The sequence below is a fragment of the Nonomuraea sp. NPDC004186 genome, from assembly GCF_053603495.1.
The window spans coordinates 34,607-56,460 of the sequence record NZ_JBSGFQ010000060.1; the positions used below are offsets into that span (position 1 = coordinate 34,607).

22 protein-coding genes are annotated in these 21,854 nt (G+C 71.6%); 15 read left to right on the forward strand and 7 right to left on the reverse strand.

Annotated elements, in window-relative coordinates; translation table 11 throughout:
• Window positions 1–26: 26 nt before the first annotated feature.
• Window positions 27–740 carry a hypothetical protein gene (locus ACWEPL_RS38360; protein WP_452439053.1) on the reverse strand — a complete coding sequence of 238 codons (714 nt, stop codon included), beginning with the start codon at window positions 738–740 and terminating at the stop codon, window positions 27–29.
• 646 nt (window positions 741–1,386) lie between these two features.
• Window positions 1,387–2,331 (reverse strand): AraC family transcriptional regulator, encoded by a 945-nt coding sequence (locus tag ACWEPL_RS38365; RefSeq protein WP_363962585.1) that lies wholly within the window; start codon window positions 2,329–2,331, stop codon window positions 1,387–1,389.
• A gap of 122 nt (window positions 2,332–2,453) precedes the next feature.
• Between ACWEPL_RS38365 and ACWEPL_RS38370 the strand changes: the two genes are divergently transcribed.
• The 7 genes from ACWEPL_RS38370 (at window position 2,454) to ACWEPL_RS38400 (ending at window position 10,055) form a co-directional block, all read left to right on the forward strand.
• Window positions 2,454–3,014 (forward strand): NADPH-dependent FMN reductase, encoded by a 561-nt coding sequence (locus ACWEPL_RS38370; RefSeq protein ID WP_363962586.1) that lies wholly within the window; start codon window positions 2,454–2,456, stop codon window positions 3,012–3,014.
• Window positions 3,015–3,468: 454 nt separating this feature from the next.
• Window positions 3,469–4,203, forward strand: a complete 735-nt coding sequence (locus ACWEPL_RS38375) for a GntR family transcriptional regulator (protein WP_452439054.1) — start codon at window positions 3,469–3,471, stop codon at window positions 4,201–4,203.
• Window positions 4,204–4,205: 2 nt separating this feature from the next.
• Complete coding sequence (locus tag ACWEPL_RS38380) at window positions 4,206–4,433, forward strand: 4Fe-4S dicluster domain-containing protein (protein WP_192790340.1); 228 nt, start codon at window positions 4,206–4,208, stop codon at window positions 4,431–4,433.
• Between the two features lie 11 nt (window positions 4,434–4,444).
• The gene (locus tag ACWEPL_RS38385) at window positions 4,445–5,842 is read left to right on the forward strand and encodes an ABC transporter substrate-binding protein (protein WP_452439055.1); all 1,398 of its coding nucleotides are present in this window, start codon (window positions 4,445–4,447) and stop codon (window positions 5,840–5,842) included.
• A complete protein-coding gene (locus tag ACWEPL_RS38390) occupies window positions 5,839–6,693 on the forward strand; it encodes an ABC transporter permease (RefSeq protein WP_452439056.1) in 855 nt (284 codons plus the stop codon). The genes ACWEPL_RS38385 and ACWEPL_RS38390 overlap by 4 nt, the downstream gene beginning before the upstream one ends.
• Window positions 6,690–7,394: an ABC transporter ATP-binding protein gene (locus ACWEPL_RS38395; RefSeq protein ID WP_363962590.1), complete on the forward strand. Its 705-nt coding sequence runs from the start codon at window positions 6,690–6,692 to the stop codon at window positions 7,392–7,394. Before ACWEPL_RS38390 ends, ACWEPL_RS38395 begins: the two co-directional genes overlap by 4 nt.
• Window positions 7,395–10,055, forward strand: a complete 2,661-nt coding sequence (locus ACWEPL_RS38400) for a fumarate reductase/succinate dehydrogenase flavoprotein subunit (RefSeq protein ID WP_452439057.1) — start codon at window positions 7,395–7,397, stop codon at window positions 10,053–10,055.
• On the opposite strand, the gene ACWEPL_RS38405 is transcribed toward ACWEPL_RS38400, so the two are convergent.
• The 5 genes from ACWEPL_RS38405 to ACWEPL_RS38425 are packed head-to-tail and all read right to left on the reverse strand — an operon-like array spanning window position 10,052 to window position 14,038.
• Window positions 10,052–10,453, reverse strand: a complete 402-nt coding sequence (locus ACWEPL_RS38405) for an RrF2 family transcriptional regulator (RefSeq protein WP_363962592.1) — start codon at window positions 10,451–10,453, stop codon at window positions 10,052–10,054. The two genes, ACWEPL_RS38400 and ACWEPL_RS38405, sit on opposite strands and share 4 nt — an antisense overlap.
• Entirely contained in the window at window positions 10,453–11,424 is a 972-nt protein-coding gene (locus tag ACWEPL_RS38410; protein ID WP_363962593.1) for a sulfate/molybdate ABC transporter ATP-binding protein, read from the reverse strand. The genes ACWEPL_RS38405 and ACWEPL_RS38410 overlap by 1 nt, the downstream gene beginning before the upstream one ends.
• Before the next feature lie 5 nt (window positions 11,425–11,429).
• Window positions 11,430–12,212 (reverse strand): sulfate ABC transporter permease, encoded by a 783-nt coding sequence (locus ACWEPL_RS38415; RefSeq protein WP_363962594.1) that lies wholly within the window; start codon window positions 12,210–12,212, stop codon window positions 11,430–11,432.
• On the reverse strand, window positions 12,205–13,023 hold the full coding sequence (gene cysT / locus ACWEPL_RS38420) for a sulfate ABC transporter permease subunit CysT (protein ID WP_363962595.1): 819 nt from the start codon (window positions 13,021–13,023) through the stop codon (window positions 12,205–12,207). Before cysT ends, ACWEPL_RS38415 begins: the two co-directional genes overlap by 8 nt.
• Before the next feature lie 7 nt (window positions 13,024–13,030).
• Window positions 13,031–14,038, reverse strand: coding sequence for a sulfate ABC transporter substrate-binding protein (locus ACWEPL_RS38425; RefSeq protein ID WP_363962596.1), 1,008 nt, complete (start codon window positions 14,036–14,038; stop codon window positions 13,031–13,033).
• A 153-nt stretch (window positions 14,039–14,191) separates the two neighbouring features.
• Between ACWEPL_RS38425 and ACWEPL_RS38430 the strand changes: the two genes are divergently transcribed.
• Genes ACWEPL_RS38430 through ACWEPL_RS38465 form a run of 8 tightly spaced genes read left to right on the forward strand, consistent with a single transcriptional unit; the run spans window position 14,192 to window position 21,840 of the window.
• Window positions 14,192–15,823 carry a TIGR04028 family ABC transporter substrate-binding protein gene (locus ACWEPL_RS38430; protein WP_452439058.1) on the forward strand — a complete coding sequence of 544 codons (1,632 nt, stop codon included), beginning with the start codon at window positions 14,192–14,194 and terminating at the stop codon, window positions 15,821–15,823.
• A complete protein-coding gene (locus ACWEPL_RS38435; RefSeq protein ID WP_350728540.1) occupies window positions 15,805–16,752 on the forward strand; it encodes an ABC transporter permease in 948 nt (315 codons plus the stop codon). The genes ACWEPL_RS38430 and ACWEPL_RS38435 overlap by 19 nt, the downstream gene beginning before the upstream one ends.
• Window positions 16,749–17,540, forward strand: a complete 792-nt coding sequence (locus ACWEPL_RS38440) for an ABC transporter permease (RefSeq protein ID WP_350728541.1) — start codon at window positions 16,749–16,751, stop codon at window positions 17,538–17,540. The genes ACWEPL_RS38435 and ACWEPL_RS38440 overlap by 4 nt, the downstream gene beginning before the upstream one ends.
• A complete protein-coding gene (locus ACWEPL_RS38445; RefSeq protein ID WP_350728542.1) occupies window positions 17,537–19,075 on the forward strand; it encodes an ABC transporter ATP-binding protein in 1,539 nt (512 codons plus the stop codon). Before ACWEPL_RS38440 ends, ACWEPL_RS38445 begins: the two co-directional genes overlap by 4 nt.
• Complete coding sequence (locus ACWEPL_RS38450) at window positions 19,072–20,064, forward strand: putative FMN-dependent luciferase-like monooxygenase (protein ID WP_452439059.1); 993 nt, start codon at window positions 19,072–19,074, stop codon at window positions 20,062–20,064. Before ACWEPL_RS38445 ends, ACWEPL_RS38450 begins: the two co-directional genes overlap by 4 nt.
• Window positions 20,061–20,651 (forward strand): CMD domain protein, encoded by a 591-nt coding sequence (locus tag ACWEPL_RS38455; RefSeq protein ID WP_452439060.1) that lies wholly within the window; start codon window positions 20,061–20,063, stop codon window positions 20,649–20,651. Before ACWEPL_RS38450 ends, ACWEPL_RS38455 begins: the two co-directional genes overlap by 4 nt.
• Entirely contained in the window at window positions 20,648–21,223 is a 576-nt protein-coding gene (locus tag ACWEPL_RS38460) for an alkylhydroperoxidase domain protein (protein WP_452439061.1), read from the forward strand. The genes ACWEPL_RS38455 and ACWEPL_RS38460 overlap by 4 nt, the downstream gene beginning before the upstream one ends.
• The gene (locus tag ACWEPL_RS38465; RefSeq protein WP_363962602.1) at window positions 21,220–21,840 is read left to right on the forward strand and encodes a VOC family protein; all 621 of its coding nucleotides are present in this window, start codon (window positions 21,220–21,222) and stop codon (window positions 21,838–21,840) included. The genes ACWEPL_RS38460 and ACWEPL_RS38465 overlap by 4 nt, the downstream gene beginning before the upstream one ends.
• Window positions 21,841–21,854: the final 14 nt, after the last annotated feature.

Below are 21,854 nucleotides of genomic sequence, written 5' to 3' on the forward strand. Positions count from 1 at the left end.
GACTAGGAGTCCTAGCGTTGCTCCTGTCAGCTGGTGATGGTCAGGTCGCGGAAGAGGAAGTAGCTCGCGATGTCGCTCTGCAGGTACTGGTGGTAGTACGTGGCCATGGGCTTGGCGGCCTTGTCCGCGGTGAGGACCGTGATGACCACGTACTTCTTGGACGCGCTCGAGCGCATCTTGCCGTAGGCGTAGCTCTTGAGCGTCCTGTCCGTGTGCCACTTGACCGCGTCCGAGGTGAGCGACGCCAGGCGCGTGGCCATGGCCTTGGCGGCACCCTCGCTGGGGAAGGACAGCAGGAGCTGGACCGCCTTGATGTGCCCGCCGTTCGCCGAGTACGCGAGCTGGACGGCTCGCTGACAGTTGTTCTTGGCCAGCACGCCCTGGCCGTCCACCGGGTCGCAGCTGTCGTACGTCCACCCGGCGACCTTCTTGGCCTGGAGCTCCACGTCTCCCAGCTTGAAGTCCCAGTCCTCGAACTCGTCGTCGGTGAGCGGCGAGCCGGGATCCACCCGCTTCGAGGTGCTGGAGCTGGTGTCGCTGGGGGCCGGGGTGGGCTCGGCGGGCTCGGAGGTGGGCGGGTCCGACGGGGCGGCCGACGGCGGGTCGGACTGCGGCGCCGTCGTGGTCGTGGGGACCGGGTCGGCGGTCGGCAGCGCGACGGGCGGTTTCTGGCCGGAGTCGCGCATGTAGAGGAACGCGACGACCCCGCCGCCTATCAGGAGGACCGAGACCAGGCCCACGACCAGGCCGATGACCAGGGCGTTGGTGCCCTTCTGCGGCGGAGCCGGGGGTGGCGGCGGGCCTGGGACGGGGCCTGGGGCCGGGAGCAGCAGCGTGCCTTGGGGCCCGGTCGGGTTGCCGTACGGCGGCCCGCCCGATCCCGGCGGCTGCCCCTGCCCGGCCCCGTAGCCACCGTGCCCATTCGGCGGCCCGTATCCGGGCGGCGGGACCCCCTGCCCACTCGGCGGCCCATATCCGGGTGGAGGGGCTCCCTGCCCAGGAGCGGGCCCGTATCCGGGTGGCGGGGCTCCCTGCCCAGGCGGTGGGCCGTATCCGGACGGAGGGGACCCTTGGCCAGATCCGGACCCGTAGCCACCTTGCCCAGGCGGTGGCCCGTATCCGGGTGGTGGGGTGCCCTGCCCGGGTGGGGTCGGGTAGCCGGGTTGGCCGTATCCCGGTTGGCTCTGGCCGTAGCCGGGCTGCGGAGGAGGGCCGGCTTGGCCGGGTGGCGGGCCGTAGGGCTGCTGCGGGCCGTACCCCTGCGGCGCTCCTTGCGCGCCCCACGGGCCTTCCGGCTGGGGCTGGGGCGGGGGAGGCTGCGGAGGGTATGCCATTGCTCCATTGTGGGGTAGCTCATCCCCATCTGCCCCAGCCACCCCCCAAATCTCAGGAGGCCGTACGCGCCTCTTCGCACACCTGGCGGCGGTATTTCCCGGGTGCCAGCCCGTACTGCCGCTTGAAGGCGTTCCCGAACGCGAACTCCGACCCGTACCCGACCCGCTGCGCCACCTCCGCCACCGAGACGTCGGACTCGCGCAGGATGCGGCCCGCCGTGGCCAGGCGCCACCACGTGAGGTACGCCAGCGGCGGCTGCCCGACGAGGGAGGTGAAGCGGCGGGCGAAGCCGGCGCGCGAGAGCCCGGCGTGGGCGCCGAGCGACTCGACCGTCCAGTGGTGGGCGGGGGCGCGGTGGATGGCGTCCAGCGCGCGGCCGATGGCCGGGTCGGCCAGCGCGGCGGCCCAGCCCGATTCCCTGCACGCGTCGGACTCCAGATCGAACCAGGCGCGCAGGATGTAGAGCTGGAGGACGTCGAGCAGGGACGTGACGACGGTGTCGGCGCCCGGCCGGGGGTTGTCGATCTCGCCGGCGAGCAGTTCGACGGCGGCCCGGAGTTCGGGGTGGTGGCCGAGCGTGGTCGGCAGGTGGATCACGTCGGGCAGCGCGTTCAGGATCGGGTGGGTCCTGGTGGGGTCGAGTTGGTAGCCGCAGCAGAGGGTGACCGTCTCGGCCCCGTCGCCGCCCTCGATGGTCGAGGCGAACAGCTCGGCGTCCAGGTACGGGTCGCAGACCGGCCCGGCGAGCGGCGTGCCGGGGGTGTCGGCCAGGCCGTACCCGTCGCCGTGCGGGAAGAAGATCACGTCGCCCACGCTCAGCGGCATGGGCTCGCCGCCGGGCGGGATGAGCCAGCAGGACCCGCGCAGCACAATCTGGAAGCCGGCGGACCCCGGCACCTTCGGGAACTCCTTGCCCCACGGGGCCCGCCAGGAGATGCGCACGGAGGTCGGGCGGCCGGTACGCATGAGGGCGACGACGTCGCTCAGCACATCCATGTCACCAGTCTAAGGCAGGAGACTCTCGCGTATAAAAAGTAGTGTTTGAAGCATTGGATATCTCAATCTCGGCTCCTACTGTTGGTCAGGCATTTCCTGACTCGCTGAGAGGACCGATTGACATGATCAAGGTTGGCATCATCATGGGGAGCACCCGTCCCGGCCGCAACGCCGAGGCGGTGGCGCAGTGGGTCCACGAGCTGGCGGCCAAGCGCGGCGACGCCGAGTACGAGCTGGTGGACCTGAAGGACTACGCCCTGGGCAACCTGGACGAGCCGCAGCACCCCGCCGCGGGGAACTACGCGCACGAGCACACCAAGCAGTGGGCGGCGAAGATCGCATCCTTCGACGCGTTCGTCTTCGTGACGCCCGAGTACAACCACTCGATCCCGGGCTCGCTGAAGAACGCCATCGACTTCCTGTATGCGGAGTGGACCAACAAGGCGGCCGGTTTCGTGGGTTGCGGGGTGGGCGGCGCGGTCCAGGCCGTCGGGCACCTGCGCGACGTCCTCTCCAATGTCGGCGTGGCCACTGTGCAGCAGCAGGTCACGCTCTCGATCTTCACCGACTTCGAGAACATGACCGCGTTCAAGCCCGCCGCCGTGCACGAGGACAAGCTCGGCGTCATGCTCGACCAGGTCCTCGCCTGGGGCGGCGCCCTCCGCCCGCTGCGGGCGGCCTGACCACGCATTCGCGCCCGGCTCTCGGTGGTACGGCTACGGCCCGGCGAACTCGCCGACCACCGACGAGCCACCGCACCCCGGCACTCGCGGTTCGAGGGGGCTGGGGTGACGGGGTAGGCCAAGTGCCGGGAGCCGCCCCGGCGCTACGCCGGACGCCGACGCGGGGGGTGGCGGCGTAGGGATGGCGCCGTGGGGGCGGCGGAGCCGGGGCGACGGCGTGGCCGGTCGGTGCTGTGGCGGGGCGGGCGCGGTGCGGTGGCCGGGGGCGGGGGCTCGGTCGTTTCCTGGGGTGGCGGCGGGGTGGCAGATCTTGGGGTCGTTCTGGGGGAACGGCTGATCGGGGGTGGGGCGGCGGGGCGGTCGGGTGGCGCAACCCGACCGTTATCCCTATTTTCCTACCGGATTGCTAGGTTGTGCTTGTCGGAGGCCGATTGAGGACCGCCGGGAGGCACAAGTGGGACCCACACGGCGCCGGGCCGACCATGCCCGGCAGGTGGCCGACCTGCTGCGCAGGCAGATCGTCCACGGGCACTTCCCGCGCGGCCAGTTGCCGCTGGAGGCGGCGCTGGCGCGCGAGTTCGGCGCCTCGCGCAACACCGTGCGCGAGGCGCTCGGGCTGCTGCGCGAGGAGGGCCTGGTCGAGCGGTGTCCGGGCGTGGGCACCACGGTGGCCAGGGAGAAGTACCCGCACGGCCTGCACCGGCTGCTCGGCCTGGCCGAGACCCTGCACGAGCACGGCGAGGTCACCAACCAGGTCAGGACCATGACCCTGATGGAGCCGCCCAGGGCGGTCAGCCACCGGCTCGACCTGCCCGCCGGCGAGCAGGTCGTCTACCTCGAACGGCTGCGCCGTCTCAACGGCCTGCCCCTCTCCCTGGACCTGACCTACCTGGTGCGGGACGTCGGAGAGCCGCTGTTCGACGCCGACCTGGAGCACAACGACATCTTCGTGCTGCTGGAGAGCATCATGGGCCAGCCGCTCGGCACGGCGGAGCTCACCCTGGAGGCGGTCAACGCCGACGCGCACACCGCGGCCGTGCTCGACGCGCCGCCCGGCGCCGCGCTGCTCATGGTCGAACGGCTCACCCACCTGGCCGACAGCCGACCGGTCGACCTGGAGTTCATCCGCTTCAGGGGCGACCGGCTGACCATGCGCGGCCACCTGAACCGCGCCACGGACAAGGAGTGACGATGGCCCTGATCACCCAGCGGGTCGAGGTCCCCGTGACCATCGACGAGGCGCTCTGCATCGACGGCTGCACACTCTGCGTCGAGGCCTGCCCGCTGGACTCGCTCGCGATCAGCGACGAGACCGGCAAGGCGTACATGCACGTGGACGAGTGCTGGTACTGCGGTCCCTGCGCCGCGCGGTGCCCCGTGGACGCGGTCACCATCAACATCCCCTACCTGCTGCGATGAGGGAGAGCACGATGCGCAAGGCCCTGGCGGCCGTCGCGCTGCTGGCGGCGGCCGGGTGCTCGGTCACCGGCGCGGCGGGCGGCGAAGGCAAGACGAAGATCGTCATCGGCTACCAGTCGAAGACCATCAACACGGTGACGGCGGGCACGCTGCTGCGCTCGCTCGGCTACCTGGAGAAGCGGCTCGGCGGCAAGTACTCCGTCGAGTGGCAGGACTACGACACCGGCGCCCCCATCACCGCGAAAATGGTGGCCGGGAAGATCGACATCGGCTCGATGGGCGACTACCCGCTGCTGATCAACGCCTCCCGCACCCAGGGGATCCCGGCCGCCCGTACGGAGCTGGTCTCGATCACCGGCTACAACCTGCGCGGCGGGCTCAACATGGTCGTCGTCCCGCCCGGCTCCAAGGCGAAGACCCTCGCGGACCTGAAGGGCGCGAAGATCTCCGCCAGCCTGGGCTCGGCCGGGCACGGCACGCTGGTCCAGGCCCTGGAGAAGGCCGGGGTCACGGGTGTCGAGGTGGTCAACCACCAGCCCGCGGTGGGCGCCTCCCAGCTCGAGTCGGGCGGGGTGCAGGCGTACGCGCAGTTCGTGGCCTGGCCGGGGCTGCTGGTCTTCCAGCACAAGGGGCGGCTGGTCTACGACGGCTCCGCGCTGGACGTGCCCACGTTCCACGGTGTGGTGGTGCGTCAGGCGTACGCGAAGGAGCACCCCGAGGTCGTGGACGCCTTCCTCAAGGCGCAGATCGACGCCACCCGCTACCTGCACGACCACCCGCTGGAGGCCGCCGAGTCCGTGGCCGGGACCACGGGCCTGCCCGCCGAGGTGGTCTACCTCTACAACGGCCCCGGCGGCATCTCCACGTTCGACGTCACGTTGAAGCCGCAGCTCAAGGCGGCGCACGAGCACGACGTGCCGTTCCTCAAGCGCATCGGCACCGACTTCGCCGGGGTGGACGTCTCCGCATTCGTCAACGACACGTACCTGCGCAGGGCGTACGGGCCCTCGTACGACAAGGACCTGGCCTCCACCGCGAACCCCGCCCGGATCACCGGCACCGACCCCGCCTGCGGCGGCCAGGTCACCGACCCGAGGACGGCGTCCGAGCTGTGGCCGGCCGGCGCGGCGACGACGCGGCCCGCGGCCACGCCCACCTGCCTGCTGCGCCAGATCGCCAAGGCCGGTACGGCGGTGCGCGCCGCGTACGTGCCCGACACGACCACCGGCACCCGGTGGTTCGCCGACGGCTCGGTCTGGCTCCGGGACCCGGCGGCACCCGAGCGGTCGCGGTTCCTGCCGTTCACCACGCAGGACGGCGCCGACGCCTACCGGAAGGCACACCCCGGGACCGAGCCCGTCACCTACGAGGCCGCGCTGAAGGCGGCCGGGCGGGGCGGCGACGCATGACGAGCGCCGAAGTACTCCCACGCGAGACGACCGGCCCCCGGAAGGCGCGGAAGGTCACCACTCCGCCCCGGGCCGGGAAGGGGCGGTGGGCCGTCAGGGTGGCGTCCGTGGCGGCGGCGGCCGGCCTGTGGCAGCTGCTCACCGTCACCGACGCCCGGCTGTGGCTCAGGTTCGACCGGTTGCCGACGCTCGACGAGATCGCCCGCGAGGCGGCCAGGCAGCTCGCCACCCAGGTCTACCTGCTCGACCTGCTCCAGAGCCTGATCCGCATCCTCACCGGCTTCGGCCTGGCCACGGTGGCGGGCATCGGGGTGGGCGTGCTCGTGGGCAGGTCGGGCCGCACGCGTGACGTGCTGCTGCCGCTGCTCGAAGCCGTCCGCCCGATCCCGGCCATCGCGCTGGTGCCGGTGGCGATCCTGCTGTTCCCGACGGACGAGCAGGGCATCGTGTTCATCACGTTCGTGGCCGCGTTCTTCCCGATCATGGTGAGCACGCGCCACGCCGTACGGGCGCTGCCGACGCTCTGGGAGGACGCCGTCAGGACGCTCGGGGGCGGGCGCCGCCACGTGCTCCGGTACGTCGTACTGCCCGGGATCCTGCCGGGCGTGTTCGGCGGGCTGTCGGTCGGCATGGGCGTGTCGTGGATCTGCGTGATCTCGGCAGAGATGATCTCCGGCGAGTTCGGGATCGGCTACCGGACCTGGCAGTCGTACACGCTCGTGGACTACCCCGCGGTGATCGTCGGGATGATCACCATCGGCCTGCTCGGCTGGCTCACCTCGGCCGTGGTCGAGCTGGTCGGCCGCCGGATCACCCGCTGGCTGCCGCGGGCGGAAGGAAGCGGGCGATGACCGCGGGGCTGGGGTTCGCCCTCGACGGGCTGTCCCTCGGCTACGGCGGCGGCCTGGTGCTGCGCGAGGTCGATCTGGAGGTCGTGCCGGGCGAGGTGCTGGTCGTGGTCGGGGCCTCGGGCTCCGGCAAGTCCACGCTGCTGCGGGCGCTGGCCGGGCTGCTGGCGCCGTACGAGGGGCGGATCCTCGCGGACGGCGCCGAGGTCGCGGGCACGTCGGGAGAGCGCGCGATGGTCTTCCAGGACGACGGCCTGCTGCCGTGGCGGACGGTCAGGCGCAACGTCGAGCTGCCGCTGAAGATCCGGGGAGTGGCGCGGCGCGAGCGCGCGGAGCAGGCACGCGAGTGGATCGAGCGCGTGGGCCTCGCGGGGTCGGAGGACAAGCTGCCCCGCGAGCTGTCCGGCGGCATGCGGCAGCGCGTCCAGCTCGCCCGCGCGCTGGCCGGAGCGCCCAGGGCCGTGCTGATGGACGAGCCGTTCGGCGCGCTGGACGCCCAGACCCGGGCGCAGATGCAGCGCCTGCTGCTCGACGTGCTGCGCGGCACCCGGGCCACGGTGATTTTCGTGACCCACGACGTGGACGAGGCGCTGCTGCTCGCCGACCGCGTGGTGGTGCTGGGCGGCCAGGACGTCCGCTCGGTGCTCGGCGTGGCCGACGGCGACCGGAACGACCTGCGCGCCAGGATCCTGGAGGAGTTGTAGATGGAGATTCCCCCGATCGAGGACCGCCTGAGCCTGGAGTGCGAGGTGCTCGTCGTCGGCGGCGGCACCGCGGGCACGATGGCCGCGATCACCGCCGCCGAGCGCGGCGCCGACGTCCTGCTGCTGGAGAAGGCGCACGTACGGCACAGCGGCGCGCTGGCCATGGGCATGGACGGCGTCAACAACGCCGTCATCCCCGGCAAGGCCACCCCCGAGGACTACGTCGCCGAGATCACCAGGGCCAACGACGGCGTCGTCAACCAGAAGACGATCTACCAGACCGCCACGAGGGGCCACGCGATGGTCCGGCGCCTGGAGCGGTACGGCGTGAAGTTCGAGAAGGACGAGTACGGCGAGTACGCGGTGCGCAGGGTGCACCGCTCGGGCAGCTACGTCCTGCCGATGCCCGAGGGCAAGGACGTCAAGAAGGTCCTCTACCGGGTGCTGCGCCGCCGCGACATCAGGGAACGGGTCCGCATCGAGAACCGCGTCATGCCGGTCAGGGTCCTCACCTCGAACGGCCGGGCGGTCGGGGTCGCCGGGTTCGACACCAGGTCGGGACGGTTCGTCACGGTGCGGGCCGGCGCCGTGATCCTGGCCACCGGCGCCAGCGGGCGGCTCGGGCTGCCGGCCAGCGGCTACCTCTACGGCACCTACGAGAACCCCACGAACGCCGGCGACGGCCACGCCATGGCCTACCACGCGGGCGCCGAGCTCAGCGGCATCGAGTGCTTCCAGATCAACCCGCTCATCAAGGACTACAACGGCCCGGCCTGCGCGTACGTGGCCAACCCGTTCGGCGGCTACCAGGTCAACAACCAGGGGGAGCGGTTCGTCGACTCCGACTACTGGTCGGGGCAGATGATGTCCGAGGTCGCCGCCGAGATCGCGTCGGCCCGCGGGCCGATCTACCTGAAGCTCACCCACCTGCCCGAGGAGACGATCTCCGCGGTGGAGGGCATCCTGCACACCACCGAGCGCCCCACCCGCGGCACCTTCCACGCCGGGCGCGGCCACGACTACCGCACCCATGACGTGGAGATGCACATCTCCGAGATCGGGCTGTGCGGCGGCCACTCCGCATCGGGGGTCTGGGTGGACGAGCACGGCGCCACCACCGTGCCGGGCCTGTACGCGGCCGGTGACCTGGCCTGCGTGCCGCACAACTACATGATTGGCGCGTTCGTGTTCGGCGACCTGGCCGGGGCGCACGCGGCCGAGCATCACGTCCGGCCGCAGGCCCTGCCCGAGGACCAGGTCGCGGAGGCGCACGCGCTGGTCTACCGCCCGCTGGCCAACCCCGACGGGCCGCCGCAGCAGCAGGTGGAGTACAAGCTGCGCCGCTTCGTCAACGACTACGTGGCCCCACCGAAGACGGCCGCCAAGCTGGACATCGCGCTGGAGTCGTTCGAGCGGATGCGCGAGGAGATCGCGGCGATGGGCGCGCGTACGCCGCACGAGCTGATGCGCTGCGCGGAGGTCACGTTCATCCGCGACTGCGCCGAGATGGCCGCCCGGTCCTCCCTCACCCGTACCGAGAGTCGGTGGGGTCTCTACCACGAGCGCGCCGACCTGCCCGGTCGCGACGACGGCACGTGGCTCTACCACCTGAACCTCCGCAAGAGGGCCGACGGCGCGATGGAGTTCGTCAAGCGGCCGGTGGAGCCGTACCTGGTGCCCGTGCCCGAGTTCGAGCCGGTCGCGGGCGAGCCGGTGCTGCTGGGCGCGCAGTCGGCCGCCACCGTGCGGCGCTCGGACGGTGCGCGGAAGGAGCGGGCGGCCGTGGGGCGCTCGCCCCGGATCCTGGAGCTGCACCGGCTGGCCGAGGAGCAGCCCGACGTGGAGCGGCTCGCGCCCTACCTCGCCGACCCCGACCCCAAGGTGCGGCGGGCCGCCATCGCCACGCTCACCGAGACCGTCCCGGAAGGGGCGGGGGAGGCGCTGGTCGCCGCGCTCGGGGACGGCCACGGCACCGTGCGGCGGGCCGCGGCGACCGGGCTGAGGGAGCTGGTGGAGGTGCTGCCCGCCACCCCCTCGCTGGGCGCGGCCCTGGCCGGGTGCCTGACCGGCGCGGACGCCGTCGTCCGGGCCACCGCGCTCGACGTGCTGCGCGCGCTGCGGCTCGGTGACCGGGAGGCGTTCGCGGCGGGGATCGGCGACCCCGACCGCCGGGTGCGCATCGAGGCGATCCGCGGGCTGGTCTCGCTCGACGAGGCCGCCTTGGTGGCCACGGCCGTCGCCGACCCGTCGCGCGAGGTGCGCGTATGGGTGGCGAAGGGCCTCGGCCTCATCGGCAGATCGACAGGGTCGCTGGCGGTGCTCGCGGACGATGCCGACCCGCTGGTCAGGGCCGCCGCGCTGGAGGCGTCCGGCGCCGCGGGCGTCCCGCTGGAGTCGCGGGCCGTCAAGGGGCTGGAGGACCCCGACTGGCAGGTACGCGTGGGCGCGGCCCGCTGCCTGGCCGCCGCGGACCCGGCCACGGCGATCGGAGCTCTGGTCGCGGCCCTCTCGGACGCCAACCAGGACGTACGCAAGGCCGCCGTGCTCGCCCTCACCCCCTGGGCGACCACCTCCGAGGCGGCCGCCGGACTGCGCGCCGTCATTGACGATCCGGACGCCGACGTACGGGCCTACGCCCGCCGGGCGATCGAGAACACCTAGCCGGCGGCGGGGTCCTTGGCCGCCGTGGTGACGACGTCGGCGAGCGTGACCTCGGTCAGCAGGGCGTGCTCGTGCTCGCGCATCGCCGTCCAGATGTCGGCGAGCGGGCCGGCCACCCCGGGGAAGCGCTCGATCTCCTCCTCGATCCCCTCCGTCACGCGGATGACGTCGGCGAGGGTGATCTCCTCGGGAGGCCGGGCCAGCCAGTAGCCCCCGTCAGGGCCCCGCTGGCTGCGCACGAGCCCGGCCCGGCGCAGCTGCAGCAGGATGTTGTCGCAGAACCTGCGCGGGATGTCCTGACTGGAGGCGATCTTCTCGGCGGGCACCGGGCCGGGTGGTGCCGCCGCGAGGGCGACGGCGGCGCGCAGGGCGTAGTGAGTGCGGGCAGAGATCCTCATCACGCCGTGGTCGTGCTCAGGGCGAGGGAGCGGGCGGCCGGGCTGGGCCACACGTGGATGACCTGGTCCGGACGCAGGTTCAGGCGCTCGACGGTGCTGCGGGTGGCCTGGGCCCAGGCTTCCTGGCCGTCGATGAGCAGCTCCACGCGCACCTCGAAACCGAGGCGGACGATCCGGGTGACCGTGGCGGGGACGCTGCCGTCCTCCGGGGCGGTGCCGATCTCGATGTCGTGCGGGCGGACCAGGTGGCCGTCCAGCTCGGTGACGGGGCCGAGGAAGCGCATCACGAACGGGTCGGCCGGGTTGTCGTAGACCTCCGTGGGGCTGCCGATCTGCTTCACCTGACCGTCGGCCAGCACGACGATGGTGTCGGCGACCTCGATCGCCTCCTCCTGGTCGTGGGTGACGAACACGGTGGTGACGTGCACCTCGTCGTGCAGGCGGCGCAGCCACGTCCGCAGCTCCTTGCGTACCTGGGCGTCCAGGGCGCCGAAGGGCTCGTCGAGCAGCAGGACCTGCGGCTCGACCGCCAGCGCGCGGGCCAGGGCCATGCGCTGGCGCTGGCCGCCGGAGAGCTGGGCCGGGTAGCGGTCGGCGAAGTTCTCCAGGTGGACCAGCTCCAGCAGCTCCATCACGCGCTTGCGGATCTCGTCTTTGGGACGTTTGCGGATCTCCAGGCCGAAGGCGACGTTCTTGAACACGCTCATGTGCTTGAAGGCCGCGTAGTGCTGGAAGACGAAGCCGACATTGCGGCGCTGGGGCGACAGCCTGGTGGCGTCCACGCCGGAGATCAGCACGGTGCCCGTGTCGGGGGTCTCCAGTCCGGCGATGACGCGCAGCAGCGTCGACTTGCCGCCGCCGCTGGGGCCGAGCAGCGCGGTCAGGGATCCGGCGGCCACGTCGATGGAGACGTCGCTCAGCACCGGCGTTTCCCCGAACGCCTTGTTGACGCCGCTTACTTGGATGGCCATGAGGTTCAGCCCTTCGGGCGCAGGATCTTGGTGAGCAGGAGCGTGACGACCGCCACCAGCGCGAGCGCGGTCGCGGCGGCGAAGGCGGAGGCTTCGTCGAAGTTCTGGAAGCGTTCCTCCACGAACAGGGTCAGCGTCTGGGTCTTCTCGACCAGGCGGCCGGAGACGACGGCGACCGCGCCGTACTCGCCCAGCGCCCGAGCCAGGCACAGCACGACGCCGTAGGCCAACGCCCAGCGGATCCCGGGGATGGTGATGCGGCGGAAGGTCTGCCAGGGGCCGGCGCCGAGCGTGCGGGCCGCCTGCTCCTGCTCGTCTCCGAGCTCCTCCAGGACGGGGATCACCTCTCGGATGACCAGGGGCAGGGAGATGAAGACGGCTGCCATGACCATGCCGGGGATGGAGAAGATGACCTGGACGCCGAGGTTCTCCAACCATCCGCCCACAGGGGCGAAGCGGCCGTAGACCAGGATCAGCGCCAGGCCCACCACGACCGGGGAGACGGCCATGGGCAGGTCGATGAGAGCGTTCAGCAGCCGCTTGCCGGGGAAGTCGTGCCGTACCAGGAGAATCGCCGTGCCGACCCCGAAGACGGTGTTGGCCAGCACGGCCCAGAACGCGACGATCAGGGTGACGCGGAAGGCCGACTGGGCCTGGGGCGTGGCGAGCGCCTCCAGCACCGGGCCGAGACCGTTCGCGAAGGTGCGCCAGCCGATGAGCACGACCGGCAGCACGAGCAGGAACAGCAGGTAGAGGAGCGCGAGCGCGCGGAGTCCGTATTTAGCCACGGCGACTGCCCCACCGCTGCAGCAGGTCCAGCAGGACCAGCGTCACCAGGGCGACGACGAGCAGGACCGTGGAGACCGCCGCCGCGCCGACCGGGTTGTCGGTTTCGATCTGTCCGAAGATGTGCACCGAGGCCACCTGGGTCTTGAACGGGAGGTTTCCCGAGATCAGCACGACGGAGCCGATCTCGGCCATCGATCGGGAGAACGCCAGCGCGGTGCCCGACAACATGGCCGGCACCAGGTTGGGCAGGATGATGCGACGGAAGGTTTGCGCCGTGCTCGCGCCGAGTGAGGCCGCGGCCTGCTCCATGTCCCTGTCAAGTTCAAGCAGGACCGGCTGGACCGTGCGCACCACGAACGGGAGGGTGACGAACAGCAGCGCCAGCACCACGCCGGCGCGGCTGTAGGCCAGGTCGACGCCGAGCGGGCTCTGCGGGCCGTACAGCGCCAGCAGCACCAGCCCGGCGACGATGGTGGGCAGGGCGAACGGCAGGTCGATGAGCGTGTCGACCACGGCCTTGCCGGGGAAGCGGTCCCGGACCAGGACCCAGGCGATGACCGTGCCCATGACCAGGTTGATCACGGCCACGACCACCGAGGCGCCGATCGTCAGGGAGAGCGCCGCCCAGGCGTCCGGCGTGGTGACGGCGTCCCAGAAGTAGACGATCCCCCGCTCCTGCGAGCGCAACACCACGGCGGCCAGGGGGATCAGCACGATCAGGCTCAGGTACAGGACGGCCGCGCCCAGCCCGAGCGCGGTGCCCCGCTTCTGGCTGAGCGCCGCTCTGGAGACGACAGTCTGTGCGGACACGCGGTCCCTACTTCTCGATCGAGACCCCGAGCTTGCGCTCGACGTCGGCCATGACGCTGCCCTTGGGGTCGAAGAACTCGGTGGTCACCTTCGGCCAGCCGCCGAGGTCGGCGATGGTGAACAGGGCGGGCGGAGCAGGGAAGGAGACGCCCTGCACGCCCTTGACCACCGGCCGGTAGCCGTTGTCAGCGAAGATCTTCTGCGCTTCCGTGGTGTAGAGGAACTTCAGGAACGCCTTGGCCTCGTTGGGGTGGGCCGAGTTCTTGGCCACCGCGACCGGGTTCTCGATCAGGATCGTCGAGTCCGGGACCGTGTAGTCCAGCGGCTGGTTGTTCTGCTGGGCGAAGATCGCCTCGTTCTCGTAGGCGAGGATGGCGTCCCCCTTGCCGCTGGAGAAGGTCTGCAGCGACTTGCGGGCGCTGTCGTCCTGCACCGGAACGTTCGCGAACAGGGCGTTGAGGTAGTCCACGCCGGCCTGCTTGTCGGCGCCCTTGTTCGACTTGGCGCCGTAACCGGCCATGACGTTCCAGCGGGCGCCGCCCGAGGTGAACGGGTTGGGGGTGATGACCTCGACGCCCGGCTTGGTCAGGTCGTCCCAGGTCTTGAGGCTCTTCGGGTTGCCCTTGCGGGTGGCGATGACCACGACCGAGTCGGTGATCATGCCCTTGTTCTCGCCGGCGCTCCAGTCCTCGGCGACCAGGCCCTTCTTGACCAGGCGGGTCATGTCCGGCTCGAGGGAGAACGCGACGATGTCGGCCTTCAGCCCGGCCTCCACGGCCCGGCTCTGGTCGCCCGACGCCCCGAAGGACTTGGTGAAGGTGACGTTCTTGCCCTCCGGCGTGGCCTGGAAGGCCTTGATGATCTTCTCGTAGGCCGCCTGTGGCGTGGAGTACGCCACCAGCGACAGCTGTACCTGACCGCCCGACCCTCCGTCGGACCCGCCGCCCCCGCACGCGGCGAGAGTGGCGATCGACGCCATGACCGTAGCGGTCGCCAGAAGCCTGCGCACGTTCACCGATTCTCCTATATCCCTACTTAACAAGTCGATATTTGGATGTTAGGGCGAGCGGGCTTCCTTGGCAAGACCGCGACCCGGAACATTCCCTTCTTTGCTGGTAGGTTATAGTGGCTTTAGAGTCATCCGCCTCCGTTCATGAAGGGCAGATCCATGTCATCCTCCAGACTGCGCACCACAGCCGTGGCGAGCACCGCGATGCTCGCCGTCGTGGGGCTACTCGGCGCCTGTGGCGGTGGCGGAGCTGCCCAGACGGCGAAGAGCGGCGGGCAGCCCGTCTTCGGCGGCACGCTCACCTACCTCGAGCACCAGCCCCCGACCTGCCTCTACCTGCCGGCGGCCGGGTTCTATCCCAACGGCGGCATCCTCAATCAGATCACCGACAAGCTCACCTGGCAGAACCCGAAGACGCTCGAGATCGAGCCGTGGATCGCCAGCAAGTGGGAGGTCGACAAGGACGCCACCGAGTACACGTTCCACCTGCGCGACGGGGTGACGTTCAGCGACGGCAGCCCGCTGGACGCCTCCGCCGTGGCGGCCAACTTCGACGTGTACGGCCTGGGCGACGAGAAGCTCAAGCTGCCCGTCGCCGAGTTCGTCAACAACTACCAGCGCAGCGAGGTCGTCGACCCTCTGACCGTGCGCTTCCACTTCGACAAGCCGTCGCCCGGCTTCCTCCAGGGCACCTCGGTCATCGGCGCCGGGCTGGTGTCCAAGAAGACGATCTCGCTGCCGTACGAGCAGCAGTGCCAGCTCAAGAACATCGTCGGCTCCGGCCCCTTCACGCTGAAGAACCAGGTCGTCGACAAGGAGGTGGACCTGGTCGCGCGCAAGGACTACAACTGGGCGCCGCCGTCGTCGAAGCACCAGGGCCGCGCGTACCTGGACGAAATCAAGATCATCGTGACACCCGAGGACAACGTGCGCGTCGGCGCCCTCACCTCCGGCCAGGCCGACTTCGTCAGGTACGTCCAGGCGTACGACGAGAAGACCGTCAAGGACGCGGGCTTCCAGATCTACGCCGAGCCCACGCGAGGCGTCAACAACGGCCTCTACCTGCGGCCGCGCAACAGCATCCTGAAGGACGTCAAGGTCCGCAAGGCCCTCCAGGCCGGCACGAACGCCAAGGAGGTCGTCGACACCCTCTTCACCGCGAGTTACCCGCCGGCCACTTCGGTGCTCAGCCACCTGGCGCAGGGCTACGTGGACCTGTCGAAGGACCTCGCCTACGACCCCGGCAAGGCCAACCGGCTCCTCGACGAGGCGGGCTGGGCCAGGGGCGCCGACGGCACCCGGGCGAAGGACGGCGTGCCGCTGCAGCTCGGCGTGTTCGTCTCCGGCCCGCAGCCGCTGTCGAAGCAGACGCTCGAACTCGTCGGCCAGCAGTGGGCCCAGCTCGGCGTGAAGCTGGAGATCCGCCCCGCCGACGCGGGCACCCAGGCCGTGGACATCAAGGACGCCGAGAAGACCGCCGTCCAGCACGGCATGGTCGGGCGCGCCGACCAGGACGTGATCAAGAGCCACTTCCACAGCAAGAACCGCGACGTCATCCTGTCCGACGACACCAAGCTGGACAAGCTGCTGGAGGAGGAGTCGGCCGAGCCGGACGTCGCCAAGCGCAACGCCAAGGTCGCCGAGATCCAGCGGTACGTGCTCGACCAGGGCTACGCGATCCCGCTCTTCGAGGAGCCGCAGGTCTACGGCGGGGCGCCGTACGTCCAGGGGGTGGCCTTCGAGGCGGTCGCCAGGCCGTGGTTCTACTCGGTGTGGAAGTCGCAGCAGTGACCAGGTACCTGCTCGGCCGGGTCGGGCAGGCGGCGCTCGTGCTCTGGATCGCCTTCACGGCGAGCTACGTGCTGCTGCAGCTGCTGCCCGGCGACTCGATCCTGATCAAGTTCCAGAACCCCGAGCTGGGCCTGTCGCCGCAGCAGATCGCCGAGATCCGGGCCTATTACGGCGCCGGCGACCCGCCGCTCCTCGACTACCTGAACACCCTGCTCGGCTTCCTGCGCGGCTCGTTCGGCTACTCGATCGACACCGGCACGCCGGTCGTCGAGCGGCTGGGCGAGGCGCTGCCGGAGACGGCGAAGCTGGCCTCGGCCGCGTTCGCGCTGGCGGTGCTGATCGCCGTGCTGATCGCGTTCGCGGCCGGTTACAGCAGGACCTCCTGGATCAGGAACGCGCTGCTGTCGGTGCCGTCGGTGTTCGTGTCGGTCCCGGCGTTCTGGCTGGGCATCCTGCTCATCCAGGTGTTCTCGTTCCGGCTCAAGCTGGTGCCGGTCATCGGCGGCGGGCCGGTGCAGCAACTCATCTTGCCGGTGCTCACGCTGGCCGTGCCCATCTCCGCGCCGATCGCCCAGGTGCTGGCGCGCAGCATGGACCAGGTGTCCACGCAGGCGTTCGTGCCCGTGGTGGCGGCCAAGGGCGCCTCGCGGTGGTGGATCCTGTGGCGGCACGTCGCCCGCAACGCCGTGCTGCCGACCCTGACCGTGGCGGGGCTGACGCTGGGCGAGCTGATCGCCGGGTCGGTCGTGACCGAGACGGTCTTCGGGCGCGGCGGCATCGGACGGCTGACCGAGCAGGCCGTCAACGCGCAGGACACGCCGGTGATGCTGGCGGTCGTGGTGCTCGCGGCGGCCGTGTTCGTGCTGGTCAACCTGGTGGTGGACGTGCTGTTCCCGGTGCTGGACCCGCGGCTCAAGGCGGCCTCGTGAAGCGCAGGGGCGGGCTGGCGCTCGCCTGGGCGGTGATCGGCCTGGCCCTGTTCTGGGCCGTGGTGCCGGGCCTGTTCACCGGGTTCGACCCGATCGCGGGCGTCCCGGCCGAGAAGCTGCAGGCGCCGAGCGCGTACCACCTGTTCGGCACCGACGCGGTGGGACGCGACCTGTTCGCGCGGGTGGTGCACGGGTCCGTGCACTCGCTGTCGGGCGCGTTCGTGGCCGTGGCGGTGGGCCTGGTGCTGGGCACGCTGCTCGGGCTGCTGGCCGGATCCGTCGGCGGGGTGCCGGACGAGGCCGTCATGCGGATCGTGGACGTGCTGCTGTCGGTGCCCGGCCTGCTCCTGGCCCTGACCGTGATCATCCTGCTCGGGCCCGGCACCGTGAACGTGGCCATCGCGGTCGGCGTCGGCTCGGTCGCGGCCTTCGCCAGGCTGTCGCGCTCGGAGGTGGTCCGGGTGCGGCGCACCGACTACGTGGAGGCCGCGTTCGGCAGCGGCGGCCGGTTCCCGGCCGTGCTGTGGCGGCACGTGCTGCCCAACTCGCTCGGCCCGGTCATCGCGCTCGCGGCGCTGCAGTTCGGGATGGCCATCCTGGCCATCTCGACGCTCGGCTTCCTCGGGTACGGCGCCGAGCCGCCCACGCCCGAGTGGGGCCTGCTCATCTCCGAGGGACGCAACTACCTGGCTACGTCATGGTGGCTGACCACGCTGCCGGGCGCCGTCGTGGTCGCGGTGGTGCTCGCCGCCGGCCGCATCAGCCGTTCGATCGGGAGGCACGAGTGAGCCTGCTGGAGGTCCGTGACCTGGCCGTCTCCTACGACGGCAGGCGCGCGGTCGAGGGCGTCTCCTTCACCGTGGAGCCCGGCGAGGTCGTCGCCGTCGTCGGCGAGTCGGGATCGGGCAAGTCCACCACCGCGCACGCCGTCATCGGTCTGCTCCCCTCGAACGGCGCCGTGGACGCGGGCCGGATCCTGCTGGGCGACGCCGACCTGGCGTCCTGGTCGTCGAAGCGCATGGAGTCGGTACGCGGCGCCCAGATCGGCCTGATCCCCCAGGACCCGTCCAGCTCGCTGGACCCGGTCAAGACCGTCGGGGCGCAGATCGCCGAGGTGCTGCGCATCCACAAGCGTGGCGACCGGCGGGCGATCCGGAGCCGGGTCGTCGACCTGCTGGCCCGCGTGGGCCTGCCGGACCCTGAGGCGCGGGCCCGCCAGTACCCGCACGAGCTGTCCGGCGGCATGCGCCAGCGCGTGCTCATCGCCATCGCGATCGCGCTCGAACCCCGCCTGATCATCGCCGACGAGCCCACCAGCGCCCTGGACGTCACCGTGCAGCGGCGCATCCTGGACCTCATCGACGACCTGCGCGCGGAGTCCGGCACCGCGCTGCTGCTGGTGACCCACGACCTGGGCGTGGCCGCCGCCCGCTCCGACCGGCTGGTCGTCATGAAGGGCGGCCGGATCGAGGAGCAGGGCCGGACGCCGGAGGTGCTGGCCTCCCCGGCGGCCGACTACACCAAGCGCCTGCTGAACGACGCCCCGTCGCTGTCGGCGTCCCCGTTCCGCGACCCCCCTCCCGGGAGCGAGCCCGCGATCGTGGTGCGCGACCTGGTCAAGGAGTTCAAGGGGTTCAGGGCGGTGGACGGGGTCTCGTTCGAGGTGGCCCGCGGCACCACGCACGCGCTCGTGGGCGAGTCCGGCTCGGGCAAGACGACCACGGCCCGGATGGTGGTGCGGTTCGCCGAGCCCACCTCGGGAACGGTCACCATCGCCGGGGCGGGGGAGGGCCGCGGGTTCCGCCGGCACGTGCAACTCGTCCACCAGAACCCGTACGGTTCGCTCGACCCCCGGCAGCCGATCGGCGACATCGTGGAGGAGCCGTTGCGCAACTTCCGGCTGGGGGACCGGGCCGAGCGGCGCGCCCGCGTGCTCGACCTGCTCGACCGGGTCGCGCTGCCGCGGGACGTGCTCACCCGCAGGCCGCGCGAGCTGTCCGGCGGGCAGCGGCAGCGGGTGGCCGTCGCCCGCGCGCTGGCGGCCGGGCCCGAGGTCGTCGTGCTCGACGAGGCCGTCTCCGCCCTCGACGTCACCGTGCAGGCGCAGATCCTCGACCTGCTCGAACAGCTCCAGCGCGACCTGGGGCTGACCTATCTCTTCATCTCGCACGACCTGGCCGTGGTGCGGCAGATCTCGCACACCGTCTCCGTCATGAACAAGGGAAGAATCGTGGAATCAGGAACGACCCGGCGGGTCTTCACCGACCCCCGGCACGAATACACGCGCGAGCTCCTGGCCGCCATCCCGGAGCCCGCGATATGAGGCTCGGCTTCTTCACCCGGCTGCTGGACGACGTGCCCGCGGGCGAGCGCTACCGGCTGGCCACCGAGCAGATCGCGCACGCCGAGGCGTACGGGTTCGACACGGCCTGGGTCGCGCAGCACCACTTCGACGGCGCGGAGGGCGGCCTGCCCGCGCCGCTGGTGTTCCTCGCCCACGTGGCCGCCCGTACCAGCCGCATCAGGCTCGGCACCGGGATCATCACGCTCCCGCTGGAGCAGCCGGTGCGGGTGGCCGAGGACACCGCCGTGCTCGACCTGCTCACCGGCGGGCGGCTGGAGGTCGGCGTGGGCAGCGGCGGGACGCCCGCGTCGTTCGCGCCGTTCGGGCACGACAGCGCGGAGCGCTCGGCCGTCTACGCCGAGCACCTGGCGGTGCTGCTCAACGCCTGGTCCGGGGGCGACCTCGGCGGCGGCAACCGGCTCTACCCGCCCGCGCCGAGGCTGCTGGAGGCGGTCTGGCAGGCGACGTTCTCGGTCGGCGGCGGCGTACGCGCCGGGCAGGCGGGCCACGGACTCATGCTCTCGCGCACGCAGCCCCGCCCGGCCGACGACCCGCAGGCCACGCTGGCCCAGATCCAGCGGCCCATCGTGGACGCCTACCTCGAACACCTGCCGGCCGACGCGGCCCCGCGGATCATGGCCTCCCGGACCGCGTTCGTGGCCGACAGCCGGGCCGAGGCGCTGCGCTACGCCGAACTCGGGCTCGGGCGGGGGCGACTGCCGTTCGAGCTGCCGGACAGCGACCTCGACCGGCGCATCGCCGCGTTCGACGTGCACGTGGGCACGCCGCAGGACGTCATCGAGAGCCTCAAGGCCGACCCGACCCTCGAACGGGTCACCGACCTGGTCCTCCAGGTGCACTCGGTGGACCCGCCGCACCCGCTCGTCCTCCGCTCGATCGAGCTGCTGGCGACCGAGGTCGCGCCCGCGCTCGGCTGGGTCCCCTCCACAGAATTGAGCACCACATGATCGCCGACGTCATCGACCACCTGGCGGGCATCCAGCCCGGCTCGTCGCTCGACCGGCTGCGCGCCCGCCGGCCCGCCGCCCGCGAGCACGCCCAGCGCAGCTACGACGCGCTGTTCCGCCCCGAGACGGAGGAGGAGATCACGCTCGTCGAGCGGGACGCGGTCGCCGCCTTCGTGGCCGGGCTGCACGACGACCCCGGCATCGCCCGCTTCTACGCCGACCGGCTGGCCGAGCTCTCGCCCGGGCTGCTCGCGGCGGTCGAGTCGGAGGTCTCGGCCGGGGCCACGACCGGGCCGTACGGGGTCTACCCGGGCGAGGGCCCGCTGTCGGTGGAGAGCGACGAGGGGCTGCGCTACCGGGTGCGGCGCCCCGGCGACTTCGGCGTACGGCTCGCCGCCGCGTTCGAGCACGCCCACCTGCTCGTGTTCCGCCCCAGGGAGGCGGGGCGGGAGTCCCTGGACGCGCTGGCCAGGGCGGGCTGGAGCGCCACGGGCGTCGTGACGCTGTCGCAGCTCGTCGCCTTCCTCACCTTCCAGATCCGCGTGGTGGCCGGGCTGCGTCACCTGCAGAACGGAGTGACCTCATGACTCAATTGGCGTTCACGCGGGATCAGCTCGGGTGGGAGCCCTGGCTGACGCCCCTGGAGACGGACGAGCTGACCGACGAGCACTACGAGGCGCTGGTCGACAAGGCCCGCGCGAAGTCGCCGTACTTCCTGCTCCTGGCCAGGGACCCGGCGATCCTGCAGGCCAGGACGAGGACCGACAACGACATCTTCTACAACGCCGACGGCGGGCTGCCGCGGGCCGGGCGAGAGCTGGCCGCGACGGTGACCTCGCGCCGTAACGGGTGCGTGTTCTGCGCCTCGGTGCACGCCCGCTTCGCCGCCCACTACTCCAAGCGGGCCGACGACGTGCAGCGGCTGCTCGACGAAGGGGTCAACGCGCCCCAGGACGGTGAGTGGCAGGCGATCATCGACGCCTCGGTGGCCCTGGCCGCCACCCCGGCCGAGTTCGGCGCGAACCACGTCGAGGCGCTGCGCGCGGCCGGGCTCGACGACCTGGCGATCAGCGACGTCATCCACGCGGCCGCGTTCTTCAACTGGGCCAACCGCCTCATGCTCTCGCTCGGCGAGCCCGTCGAGGAGCCCGCGTCATGACGGCGGAGCTCGACCATCTCGTCTACGCGGTGCCCGACCTGGCCGCGGGTGTCATCGCGTTCGCCGAGGCCACCGGGGTGACCCCGGTGCCGGGCGGGACCCACCCGGGTGGAACCGCCAACTACCTGGTCGGCCTGGGCCCTACCGCGTACCTGGAGATCATCGGCCCGGACCCGGCGGCGCCGGGCGCGCGGCCACGCGCGTTCGGCCTGGAGACCCTCACCGCGCCCCGGCTCGCCGGGTGGGCGGTGCGGCCCGACGACATCGACGAGACGGTACGGCGGGCCCGCGCGCTCGGCGTCGACCCCGGCGAGGTCCAGCCGCTCTCGCGCCGCACGCCCGCGGGCACGCTGCTGGAGTGGCGCCTGACCAGGTGGGCCGACCCGGCGGCGATCAACCCGGTGCCGTTCCTCATCGACTGGGGCCGGACGGCGCACCCGGCCGCCTCCGGGCTGCCGCAACTGCTGCTGGCCTCCTTCACCGCCACCCACCCCGACCCCGACGCGCTGCGCCGCGAGCTGGCCGCGATCGACGCGGAGCTGGAGGTATCGAAGGGGCCGGAAGCGGCGTTGCGGGCGGTGCTGGACACCCCCCGCGGCCCCGTGACCCTGAGCTGACGATCACCCGTGCC